15 protein-coding genes and 1 pseudogene are annotated in these 11840 nt (G+C 37.0%); 2 read left to right on the top strand and 14 right to left on the bottom strand.

The annotated features are described in order from the left end of the window. Nucleotides 1–238, top strand: a pseudogene (locus G634_RS0111595) (IS3 family transposase); the annotation flags it as partial. A gap of 56 nt (nt 239–294) precedes the next feature. Here the strand turns inward: G634_RS0111595 and G634_RS0111590 are convergent. Together G634_RS0111590 and G634_RS0111580 are read right to left on the bottom strand one after the other, a co-directional pair. Beyond that, on the bottom strand, nt 295–591 hold the full coding sequence (locus tag G634_RS0111590) for a helix-turn-helix domain-containing protein (protein ID WP_026505418.1): 297 nt from the start codon (nt 589–591) through the stop codon (nt 295–297). 938 nt (nt 592–1529) lie between these two features. Beyond that, entirely contained in the window at nt 1530–2372 is an 843-nt protein-coding gene (locus G634_RS0111580) for a hypothetical protein (RefSeq protein ID WP_026505417.1), read from the bottom strand. 265 nt (nt 2373–2637) lie between these two features. On the opposite strand from G634_RS0111580, the gene G634_RS0111575 reads away from it, so the two are divergent. After that, a complete protein-coding gene (locus G634_RS0111575) occupies nt 2638–2865 on the top strand; it encodes a hypothetical protein (RefSeq protein ID WP_026505416.1) in 228 nt (75 codons plus the stop codon). Nucleotides 2866–3254: 389 nt separating this feature from the next. On the opposite strand, the gene G634_RS0111565 is transcribed toward G634_RS0111575, so the two are convergent. The 12 genes from G634_RS0111565 to G634_RS0111515 all read right to left on the bottom strand — a co-directional run bounded on the left by G634_RS0111565 (nt 3255) and on the right by G634_RS0111515 (nt 11764). Further along, nucleotides 3255–3578 (bottom strand): nucleotide pyrophosphohydrolase, encoded by a 324-nt coding sequence (locus G634_RS0111565; RefSeq protein ID WP_026505415.1) that lies wholly within the window; start codon nt 3576–3578, stop codon nt 3255–3257. A 5-nt stretch (nt 3579–3583) separates the two neighbouring features. Further along, nucleotides 3584–5233 carry a DUF2075 domain-containing protein gene (locus G634_RS0111560; protein WP_035799836.1) on the bottom strand — a complete coding sequence of 550 codons (1650 nt, stop codon included), beginning with the start codon at nt 5231–5233 and terminating at the stop codon, nt 3584–3586. Between the two features lie 284 nt (nt 5234–5517). Next, a complete protein-coding gene (locus G634_RS0111555; protein WP_026505413.1) occupies nt 5518–6087 on the bottom strand; it encodes an HNH endonuclease in 570 nt (189 codons plus the stop codon). After that, a complete protein-coding gene (locus G634_RS0111550; RefSeq protein ID WP_256379373.1) occupies nt 6068–6622 on the bottom strand; it encodes a helicase C-terminal domain-containing protein in 555 nt (184 codons plus the stop codon). The genes G634_RS0111555 and G634_RS0111550 overlap by 20 nt, the downstream gene beginning before the upstream one ends. A gap of 85 nt (nt 6623–6707) precedes the next feature. Next, on the bottom strand, nt 6708–6938 hold the full coding sequence (locus G634_RS0111545) for a hypothetical protein (RefSeq protein ID WP_026505411.1): 231 nt from the start codon (nt 6936–6938) through the stop codon (nt 6708–6710). Continuing rightward, nucleotides 6931–7416 (bottom strand): DUF3990 domain-containing protein, encoded by a 486-nt coding sequence (locus tag G634_RS19025; RefSeq protein WP_242826812.1) that lies wholly within the window; start codon nt 7414–7416, stop codon nt 6931–6933. The genes G634_RS0111545 and G634_RS19025 overlap by 8 nt, the downstream gene beginning before the upstream one ends. A 9-nt stretch (nt 7417–7425) precedes the next feature. Beyond that, nucleotides 7426–7644 carry a DUF3791 domain-containing protein gene (locus G634_RS0111535; protein ID WP_026490284.1) on the bottom strand — a complete coding sequence of 73 codons (219 nt, stop codon included), beginning with the start codon at nt 7642–7644 and terminating at the stop codon, nt 7426–7428. Between the two features lie 404 nt (nt 7645–8048). Continuing rightward, entirely contained in the window at nt 8049–8243 is a 195-nt protein-coding gene (locus G634_RS20430) for a hypothetical protein (RefSeq protein ID WP_051233901.1), read from the bottom strand. A gap of 60 nt (nt 8244–8303) precedes the next feature. Continuing rightward, a complete protein-coding gene (locus tag G634_RS19020) occupies nt 8304–8900 on the bottom strand; it encodes a nucleotidyl transferase AbiEii/AbiGii toxin family protein (protein WP_051233899.1) in 597 nt (198 codons plus the stop codon). Between the two features lie 4 nt (nt 8901–8904). Then, nucleotides 8905–9447, bottom strand: coding sequence for a type IV toxin-antitoxin system AbiEi family antitoxin domain-containing protein (locus tag G634_RS0111525; RefSeq protein ID WP_026505410.1), 543 nt, complete (start codon nt 9445–9447; stop codon nt 8905–8907). Between the two features lie 448 nt (nt 9448–9895). Beyond that, complete coding sequence (locus tag G634_RS0111520; protein WP_026505409.1) at nt 9896–10894, bottom strand: serine hydrolase domain-containing protein; 999 nt, start codon at nt 10892–10894, stop codon at nt 9896–9898. A 249-nt stretch (nt 10895–11143) separates the two neighbouring features. Next, entirely contained in the window at nt 11144–11764 is a 621-nt protein-coding gene (locus G634_RS0111515) for an MBL fold metallo-hydrolase (RefSeq protein ID WP_026505408.1), read from the bottom strand. Nucleotides 11765–11840: the final 76 nt, after the last annotated feature.

Genomic DNA, 11840 nt, shown 5'->3' with positions numbered 1-11840 from the left:
TGGTGGCAGATGTCATGATAATGCCAGGTGCGAAAGTATGTGGGCAAGGATGAAAGATGAACTGTTCTACTCCAGAAATATTAAATCTACTCAGTTTACTGTTGAAGAACTAAAGGTAATAATCTGGAGATACTTTATCAGCTGTTGGAATAACAGGAGGATATGTACCTCCAATAATGGTCTTCCTCCTATGGTCAAGAGAAAGCGATACTATGATTCAATGGCAATGGCTGCATAATAAAACAGGTAACTGGATGTACGAGTGATAAGTGTAAAGTAATATTGACAATATCATTATTTCATCATTTTGGAAGCTGTTGGAATAAACTCCAATCTCAATTGCATTCCAAGACCTTCTGCAATTCTTTTTACCATTGCAAGGCTCGGATTACGGGTACCATTTTCGATACGACTAATATCTGCCTGTGTTATGCCGGTTTTTGCAGCAAGTTCTTTTTGGGTAATATGCTGAGAATTACGTGCATCAATCATTGCTTGAATAATATCGTATTCAGGCTGTAATGCGTCATATTCAGCTTTTACATCAGGATTTTGCAATGCTTTTTCACGATATTCTCTATAACTACTCATTACAATACCTCCGTTCATAAAAAACTCTGCATCATATGAAGATCACAAAGCACAGTACAAGAAAAAGCATAAGTCCAAGGCCAGCGCCGTACTGAGTTGAACGATAGTTACATTTGTGACCCCTGTATTTGCCACCTGCAACAAATTGTTGCAAAAGCTCAATCTTTGAAACCTCTACTTCTTCTTCGATTTCATCTACCGAAGCATCGTTAACATCCGTTTTTTCTTCAGTTACAGTGACTTCATTTTCATTTTCAGTAACAACTTCAACCAGATCGACAGGTCCTTTTAATCCGTTTTTATCATCAAACTAAATAGCGGCTTTAGAGCCATCTGCTTTTTGCTTTTCATTAATATGTGCACCTTCTTTAATTATTATTCGATATAATTTATCATCAGCCATCGTTTTTCTCCTTACATTAAACTACTAAGATGTAAGTCCATAATCTATTACCATAAGTATAATAAAAAAAGCACTCCCTTCCCACTCTTTTGTATTGTGAAAGGTCTGTGCTCATATGCTATTAATTTTATGCTAACTAAGGGGCTTTCTTCTATGTAGTCAACAGCCACTTGTCAATAAAAAAAGCCCTCGCGATGTACATTATAATGTCCATCCATTCTGGTTTAATCATAATAGAAGCAGTATATGACTATCGTCGGGCAAGGAGTACACTTTATGAACAATACTTATATCAGTAGTCTCATTAGCTCCAGGAAATGCCTTATTTCTATATTACCTCCTTGCCTTTCTGCCGTTGCCACGTCTCTGCAATGAGGCGTTCGTTATCTGATGATTAGATGATACCAATTGACCATAGAAAAAAGGTCAACCCGAAGGCGACCTTGTGATCATCGGTTAACACAACACGGTACTTTAGTTCATAAATCAAGGAAGAGATCCTGTGCGTTCAGAATCCCTTCCCTGTTATATATTCTTAATCACATAAGAACAGACCTACTGCCAGATAATAATCTTCAAATTTTATAAAAAATAAGTCAAAACAATTATCAAGATAAGAAAGCTCATTAAGCGCAGTCTTTATTGTATCATCAATAGGTGATGCTAGAGTATATATCCTCTCCGGCTTCCCGATATATCTGTCTATTTCCTTTATGAAAGCATCATAATAATGGTCTGCCTTTTCCAGATCAGATTCTGTAAAATCAGCTTTTGTCTTAAGTACACTTAAGATATCCTGTCCCCTGTCGACTACGTCGAAATCCATAGCTGCTACACACTCAAGCCTTTCTTCATAGTCATCATCCTCTTCAGACAAATAAACTTCGACTAATTTATTCTTAAAATCGCTGACAAGAGTATCGAGGCTACTTTTGAACATAAAACTATCAATCATTACATTTTGGGGAAACAATAGATCAAGATCTACTCCCGCACTTACAGCCACTTCATCTTCATAAGATGAATCCTTATCAGGATCTGCATCTGATAATAGTTCCCAGTGATATAAGCAGATCTTATTATTTAGAAATTTTTCCAGTACTGTATCAGCTTTCTTTGCCTGCAATAAAGCTTTGAGTCCGCAATGGGTCCTTGTTACTACAATATACCCACCATCTATCTTCGCATCATATATTATCTTCGTAGATCCATCATCTGACATCTGGATAACGAACTTATTCTTGTCATCAGTTCTTGAAACTTCAATGTTCCTCAAAGAAAAAAATCCATCATCATAAAACGCATTGTCAGCGTAAAAGCTCTTATACTCCCCCAATGCCTGCCTTGCACCATACTCACTTAAAGTCTCAATTTTCATATCACAATCTCCTTAAACTTAGTATTATCAATAACACTGTAGTGTCTCAGACATCAAGTATTATAGCAAGGCCAATATTAAAAAAACAAAAATATGATAGAAGGTAGATTATATAGGATATACGGCTTAGATATTACAATATTTTATTGACAATGTTTTGCTTTTCTATAAAAATAATATTGGAAGTATGATCTTCCATCTGGCCGACATCCGGCTTCAATCCACATAACATGCAAAACTAAATATTTATTTCAAGGAGGTGTCTATGGAAAAATATGATATCTTAAATAAAGCACGCAAAATGACAGATCCAAGTGCCAAGAAAGTCAGTATGACTATTACAACGTTAGATCCGGATGCACCGTATAAGCTTACATGGGATGTAACATTGGATATACCTGAGTTTGTAAGCTATTGCAAAAATTCCGGTGAATATGTATTTGACTTTCTGATCAGTTTCAGTAGTCTTCTACTGGATGTATGTATTAACTAATAGAGATTGTTGAAGTTGTCCTGCCAGAATAAATTGATGGTAAAAAATAGGCAATACGAAGAAGCGGTATTGCCTATTTTTATATGCAAGTTATCGACCTTTTATCTTTGAATTAATGAATTCAATATCCTTCTTTGTCTTAATGACATCAACCAAATATGCCAAAACGAGAACAATACCGACATAAATAAATGCCATCCAGAAATTACTTCTAAAAAACCAGCCTGCAATAAAACCAAAACAGATGCACTTAATGCAAAATAAGCTAACGGACTACCCGGCACAGGCCAGTTCGCAAAGATTTGTTCGAAAAGAAGACAGAATTTGATAAAATAAACATACCTATACAGCATTCTCTTATCTATAAGTTGGCAGGTACCTAGTCCTTATCAAATAAGCTCCGTATACTTCTTACTACTCCCATAGCTCTTCTCTACAGGATACTTAGCCGCATTCTTCTGAATCTTATCCATAATGGCATCTTCAATACTAATACCCATCTTATCCGCCATAAGAATGCAGTAATTCATGATATCTGCCAGCTCCTCAGTCGCAGCCTTCTTATCATATTCCGGGCTCCATTGGAAACACTCCAGAAGCTCTGCTGCCTCTATTGAAATACTCTTAGCAAGATTCTCAGGAGTATGGAACTGATCCCAGTCCCTGTCCTTAGTGAATTTCAGTACCTCTTTCTTAACCTCTTCAAAATCCATAGCTGTCAAAACTCCTCCACGTATTTCATAAAATAGTTTCTAAGCTTCTCATCGCATACATACAGATAAGTCCCCCTGATTCCCCTTGTCATCAAAACATAGTATATATTTTTGATATACAGATCCAGTTCCTCATCCGAAGCTGACTGCTTACCACGCTTGTCAAAATAATTGGACCTGTCTACATAGATCCTACCCTTTTCATCATCGTATTTAATATCATTCCCGAGAATGACAAAGGCGTGATTGAGATCATATCCTGCACTTGTATGAATACATCCAACTTCATCAAGCGCTCCATCGCTATTGATCCAGTTATTAAGGCAATGATTCCACCTCTTTTTGACACCTTCGATTTCTATATCATATGCAGTCTTGTCATTCTTGGTCTTCCACTCCCACGCATAGCCTGCTAGCATCCTGCAAAGTTCCATGTCCTTTTCTTTGACATAGAGCTCTTTATTAAAATCAGCAAAGTGGGTGAAAATCTTAAAATCGTAATCGTCAAATGTCTTCCTTGGAACATCAACATTATGAAGTATATCATTTACATAGTTGATATACTCCTCTCCGCCCTTGACACGCATCTGCATTCTCAAGAAATGTGTCAGATACGCAGTCATACGCCTTCTTCTTGAAAGCTCCATCTTCACTTTGTTCTGAAATACCTCGATAGTTGTACCCGATGGGCCTGATAACTGATCCGGGTCAAAAAAGAAAACCGGAGTCTTAGAAATCTTAAGTATCCAGTCAAGCTCTGTTGCATCACTTGGGAGTCCAAGCTTTTTATTGTTATTATCATAAGCCTGATATCCAACGATACTACGCCTTACCTGAAGTTTCTGAGCTTCGTCCACAAAAAGGATATCCCACTCCCCAGCCTTAACCGCTTCTGATGCACCTATTACATCTTTGGCAGCAAGTCCTTCTATCTTTTTGAAAAGACTCTTAAGCGTAGACCTAAGCGATGTCTGAGGAATAATAAGCCCCATCTTCTTTTCACGGAAAGGAAATCTATGAGTCTTCTCATCCTCATAATCTCTCAGATACTTCATCAGATAAACTGCAACAATTGTCTTGCCGGTGCCGGGACGGCCCTCTACTACTATAGGTAGCTCTTTACCTTCTCTTATCTCTCTTATGATATCGTCGGCAAGGATCTTTTGATCTTTATTCAGTTCTTTAAAAGGAGAATATTTGTAGAACTCGCTGTTCTTGATGTATTCAAGCGTGTGCTCAGCAAGATTATAGGACCTTAATTTATTCCATAACGCTTCAAAAGTCTCGTCGTATTCAGGCTTGCTGAAATAGTTCTTATTAGCAATACCATCATTTTTATTGGTAATAGTATACTTGCCATCAGCGGAAACAAATTGGATCAGCTTAGACTCATAATCAAAAGTTACAGACTGATTGAATCTGCCGGAATATATGAAATGAACTTTGTTGAATTCACGCTTTTCCTTATTGTTATAATGTTGCTTCATTCTCTCCGCAACATTAGTAGACTCGCCAATATAGACCTTATCTCCATTTTCCAGGATATAAAGCATCGGCCAGTTGCCAAGATAATCATCTTCTCCGTAGCTGTCGCTGGGGAATTTATGATTGGTTATGACATAGAGATTTTCTTTGGTAGCTTCAGAATTGTTCATATAATTGCTCCAGTCTTAAGGGGGGTGTACAACACTATAATAAGTATACTACACTAAGACAGGCAGCTGCTAAAAATGATACTTCATATTATGCAGCCGCTTGCCATGAATCAGCAATATTCAATTATACATTAACTATCGTAAAATTAACCTGAAGTTAAGTTATAAATATCTTAATTATTGTTAACACAACACGGTACTTCAGTTTGTGTTAACTATGGCATCTGCTTTTACTTTTGTAATATCATTTCTAATGATTTGAAATGGCATGAATTATACCTTCTTTACTCATTTCTCAGGCTCATGGTAATTCTTTCCTGTATCTCATCAGATGTTTCCTGACATGTTTTCATTAATTCAAGCAGTTTCTCATGGTTATTCCAATGTTTTTCCCATAACTCTTCACCTACAATTTCTACAAAATCAAGCTTTGTAGGTGCATACTTTCTCTCGTATACTTCCAACTTCCGGCATCTTTCATTTATATCCGTGATGCCTCTTGTTTTTGGAGAAAGTGAAGCATCACTATACATCCATTTTTTCCATTCTTTATTACCTTTGCTTTGATTACACTTGCCACAAGCAGGAACAAGATTATGAATTTCTGAAATATAGCCTGTAGGCCCCTTGTCAACTATTAGTGGCCTAAAATGATCCCATTCCGTGCAAGTATCGCCACAGTAAGCGCAACATATACTCTCTCTTGTCATTCCAAGAGTAGCAAGAGCATCATCAATTTCAGCTTCAGTTGGTTCAACAACAGGAATAATTCCGTTAACAAACGCATTTGTAATACTTGATGTTCTTCCAGTAATTTTGACCGGAGTAGGCATTCTAAATACATTCTTTTTCATAAATCCCCTTATCCTGATTCTGTGTAATATTGTCATAGAACCTCTTTACTTCATTTAAGTCCGTAGTTCTATTTTTTATAGGAATAGATTCCCAAACAATGCTCTTGTATGACGCATTTGAACTGTCTCCAATTCTAGGATCAAGAATTGATACTATTCCAACATCACCTTCTTTTCTTATCAATCGTCCAATGCCTTGTTTTAGTTTTAGTACCATCTCTGGCACTAGTACCTCCATTAAGCCATTTTTACAATGCTCCATCTTTTTCTCATATATAGGATCTGGAACTGGAAACGGAAGTTTAAATATCACCAAATTAGAAAATGCTGTTCCTTCAACACTCACTCCTTCCCAATAGGAACCTGTCCCTAAAAGAACAGAATTAATATCACTTTTGAATTGTGATACTGCCTCTTTTTGTGGAACTCTTTCATCCTGAACGATTATTTTATACGGGACACGACCAACAAGTTTATTATAGACCTTTTTCATATCACTTTTTGCAGTAAAGAGAACTAGTGCCTTATCAAGCAAATTTAATTATACAGTATTGCTTAATATCATGTGTAAAAAAGCAGCTACCTCGTTTGAGATAACTGCTCTATGTAATAGGCGGTTATTATATTTCAGTTTGAACGATATGCCCGAAGTTCAACTCATCTTTGTATAAATCATAAATATAAGCAGAGCTTTCACGATAAAGCCCTGTTTCTACATCTTGAAGCTTATCAAAAATCTCTGATTCATAAAAGAAGTTCATAGCCTCGTCATATTCTACGTTCTGATCTTTCGAGATCATTTCAACAATATCCTGAATAGCATACTCTATTAGTTGCTTTTTCTCATTCATGACTAATTTTCCTCAATAATGAAATAGCTGCAGGTGTATGGAATGAATACTGTGAAGATGTCTTTTTATATATCATGCCTTTAAGAAGCGTATCAAAGTCTATAACTTTTTCTTCATATTGTCTAAACAGCATTGCCATATTATCATCCGCAACAGGTCCAATTACGATATCATACTTAGAATCGAAATTGCACAATGGATCTGAATAATTCTCAAAGCCTCTATTCCTATTATTCATTACAAAACGAGCCCAATCTTCCGTTGTTTCTTCACCAAAATTTTTGATTCTAAGACTAGAGGAATCCAAAAAAGAATCATCTATCTCATAAATATTGAGTACAGGTTCACCACCGTAAATCCTAGCAACTCGTTCTGCCATGCGCTCAGCCTGTTCCGGAATATCTGTTAAATAGAATCCCCTACCAAAATCCTTATATGGTCTGCAAGCTGATATTTTGTATATCAACATTACTACCATGATAAAGAATCATATAGTTCCTCCATTTCTCCGGCAAAGAGCTTGTAAATCTTCAACCACATTATCAAATGATAAAAGATGCTCTTCCTCATAGAAATCCTTCAGGAACTCTATTCCCTTGAAATCTCGAAGATATCTATATGCTTCTTTAACATTCAAATTAAAAGCTTCAGCAAACTCATTAACACATGCAACTGTATAATTTATCAATCTTCTCTGATAGCTCATAGCATTTCCTCTTCTAACAATCTTCTATTTAATAATACCATTACCTATTGTATTTATCTACTTGTTTGGTCTTTCTGGACCTAGGGGACGGGGTTTGTGGTCCATTTTTCCTGTCCTGCGCACTTGATTTTGGACATAATAATAGACCAGTAGTGTCTGGGCGTCCCCAGGGTACTGGTCTATGTAAATATATGTATTTGATTTTAGTGTTTTGGATTCAGATATAAACGACGATTTTTCTTCCACAACTCACATTTTTTCGTAGTTATGGAAGTTTTGCTGATATGAAAAATATAGGCTTTAAATATCATTCATTGTTCATCAATACGCATTTTTTGCGTGTTGTTATCTTTATCAATTTCCCCTTCTGAAAAAACGTTATTTATATGCTTATTCAGATTTCTTTAGAATAAGATCTGTGTTTCCAACCGCACTTTTTCCATGTCAAAAGCACCTTCAAAGCGATTTAATGAACTCCAAGTTTTTTTAAGAACCGCCTCAACTGGCATATCAAGCCAGTTCTTACCAGATTTTGAAACAGAATCTACATAAGCCTTATTGCTAAAAACTCTTTCCACACGTTTAACAACATCGTCCATTGTTGCTACGTTTCTAAGTGTTTCATCAGAAATGATATACTTATCAATGCATTTTCTAAGTTATTCCTTATCCACCTCATCGCTTAGATAACAGATATCAAATACATCCTTATATCTAGTTGATCTACTTGCAAATCGCCCAGATGATTTCAGTTTTTCTGTAATCATCTGGGCCTTGGAATTAATCAAAAGGCTAACAGCATCTTCCTGAAATCCTATGTCAAAAGCATAATCTTCCTGCTCCAATGATAAATCAGCATGAACACCTATATCCATTTTTAGTGATAAAACTGTATCATTTGAATCCTTTATTGTGATTGTGATTCTTTTTCCTTTGTAATCCTGATGATTTAGTTCAGTTATCTTGCCATCTATAGCAATAGACAGCCCATCTATACAGTCAAGACGTTTAACAAACTGCCTTATGGATTCATCAGATATCGAATATCTGATGAAATCAAGATCTATATCCTGCGTAGCACGTCTTGCATTCTTAGAAAGACTTCTCATTACAACTCCGCCCTTGATGGTTGCATTCCTCGCCATTCCGCTTTCTGCAATTGCCTTGAGTACTATATCCTGACAGAGCTTAGATTCTGCGTTTGCTTCGCTATACCCCTCTGTTTTTATCTTTTCTACCTCATCCCTTAAATTCACGAAATCAAAGAACCTCCATCTGTATCTGATTCATAAGTGTATTACCATTTCGGAACATGTAGGCATAATCCTCAACAAGTCCAAAATCCATCTCTTCTGCTATGCGCCTATAATTTTGTATTATCTCCTTGTACAAATCAAATGGTATGCTTTTTCTAAAGCGCATAAGTTCTATGAGCATCCTCTCCCTGTCATATATCCTAATACTCGAATTATTATACTTCATCTCAATTATGCCCGGCTCAAAAATATCATCTTTGAGAAAAGACTGTATTACTCTTTGATCCTTAATCCTTGAATCCTCTCGCCGAGTTGCAAGATGAAAATGATCTGGTATCACATCAGTAAGAGAATGGTAATAAAACGCACTTTTTCCGGTAAACACTGCCCTCGGATATTTGCTAGTTATTATATCAAGATCTGAAACATTTCTTACAGTAGAATACACTCCCTTTTCTTTCATAAAGAGCTCTCCATTGCTCAGCTCTTTCTTTATCTTATAATCCGATCCATATTTTTCTATACATTCATTATAGGTAAGAACCATGTTGTGCCTCCTTTGCTGAAGGTTTAGCATTTTAAAGTAATCATACACACGCAACCACATAAGTGTGTATTTTCGCTTTAATAGTACAACATCACACAGGATAAATCAATTACATATTCAAGTATATATACACACCTTTACTCTTTATGTGTATTTTTACTGTAACGGACCTAGGGGACGGGGTTTGTGGTCCATTAGAAAATTAATTTTGCCACAACATCATCTTCATTCGTATATATAAGCAGATAAGAAAAACAACCATTTCACTTTACGTGGCTTATGCTTCACAAGCGGCAGGAATAGTTGTTAAGTGGCTACCTCGATTTGAGATAACTGCTATGTAACGTTCAATATTCAATTAGATCGACAAATTTGAAGTTGTGCGATTAACTTCGAATTTTCTGCTCTAAGTCCCTAGAAGGTGGAGCGTTATGCTGGAATTAAAAAACTATATCGTGCATTCAAGAGCTGGCAAGACTTTTTTCTCTATGAATTCCACACGATCAAAGATCCTTACCTTAAATGTACCAGTAATTCCCACAGATACGTTTTTCTCTTTGTTTACATAGATGATATTTCCGCTGTCGCCAATTGCTGCATATACCTCTTTATCATCGTAGGGCTTGTACCATAAGTAGCCATAATTCATGAAGCCAAAGCGCTCGCCAAGCTTAATGTGAGGCGCCAGCATGTCCTTCAGATATTCTTCGGAGATGAGCCTTTTATCGCCGTGCATTCCGCCGCCCAGCACCATCGTGCCGATAACCGCCATATCTTTTGCCGACATGCACAGTCCCCAGCCTGCGGTAACACAGCCCTGAGGGTCAGAGTACCACTCATATTTCCTTGGATTCTTGTTCATAAAGAAATCAAACTGATCCTCTTTGGAACTGTCACCGTGTGGTATTCGTTTCGGAAGTCCCAGTGGCTCAAAGAGATTTTTGTTAGCAAAATCAATGCATTTTTCGCCCGTAGCTCTCTCAATTATTCCTGCAAGAATCTGAATGCCAAGGGTAGCATATCTGAACTCACCTGTTATTCCATTACGTCCTCCAAGATAATCAAGGATTGCAAGAGTAAAGTCCTGTGAAGTACACACCTTTTTCCAGGGTTCTGACTTACCCTTATACGGAGCTGTCATAGTAAGAAGGTGCCTGATGGTAACGTCATAGATAGTCTTCTCTCCGCGCTTAACGTTGTAATCAGGGAAAAAATCCATCACCTTCTGGTCCAGATTCCTAATGTAGCCCTTATCCAGAGCAATTCCGGCAAGTAGTCCCATGACGCCTTTGGTCACGGAATTGACATTCATCGCATCCTCAGTCATAAATCCATGCCAGCAATCATCATAGACAACAGAACCGTCTTTGATGGCATATATCTGGCAGATATTTGACTCATTGCCCGTACTGTTTTCAATGTACTTGTGAAGCTGTTCTTTGTTCATCAAAAAAGCCTCCTATTATGATAGATTGGACGTCCTAATAAAAGGCTAATTGAATTAGAAATTGTTTTCAAGAAAAATCTTTAATTCTATTTTATTCGAATTTTATGTTCCAACGTTCATCCCGACAAATCACTCATCATCAAACACATTCTTAATCAGCCATTCGACACCGGATTCTCTGCTCATAATCAGACAGATTCGCAAGCGATGCAAAGAACGTTTTGCTCAAGGTCTTCTAACAGCATTTCTTTACTCTAGGCCAAGTTCTTCCCCAGGCTGAAGTATTATCTTTCCCGGCACATCAAAACGCTTAGCCACGTTCATATCAAATCCGCTTTTATCCTTTACCGGTTCCATATGGTAAGGAATTGTATGCTTTGCGCCTATTGTTTTTGCACAAGCAGATGCTTCAGAAACATCCATGTTATAAACTCCATCACAGCATAAAAAAGCATAATCAAGCTTCTTTTCTGCAAATCCAGCCATTGAAGGCGTTGTAGATGTATCACCGGAAAAATATGCCTTCACACCATCAGAAAATGTAAGAATAAATCCGACACATTCTGAGACATCATGGTTTTTGTTATATCCAGCTTCCACAGCTTTAACATTTACAAAACAAAAATCATATTCCTTATACTCACCATTCTTTAAAGCATCCGACCATTTAATAACCGAACATCCTTCGTTTTTGATAGAAATAAGATTCTCCTGAGTATGGTCATAATGTCCATGTGTCATTAGGATAAGGTCTGCTGGAAGGTCATAGCCATCACCCTCACCCGAGAACGGATCGATATAAATAACCTTTCCTTCACTTGTAACGATTCTTACGCTACCATGTCCCTGATATAGTAATGTCGCTGTCATGCCTTTTCCTCCGTCAGTTATGCTGTAATATATTCCGGTATAACCGATAATAGCCGTTTATAAAAAAAACACGTTT

Source organism: Butyrivibrio sp. NC3005, assembly GCF_000424545.1.
GTDB lineage: Bacteria > Bacillota > Clostridia > Lachnospirales > Lachnospiraceae > Butyrivibrio.
The sequence above is the reverse complement of the archived record's forward strand: the minus strand, read 5'-3'. Positions and strand labels throughout refer to the sequence as shown.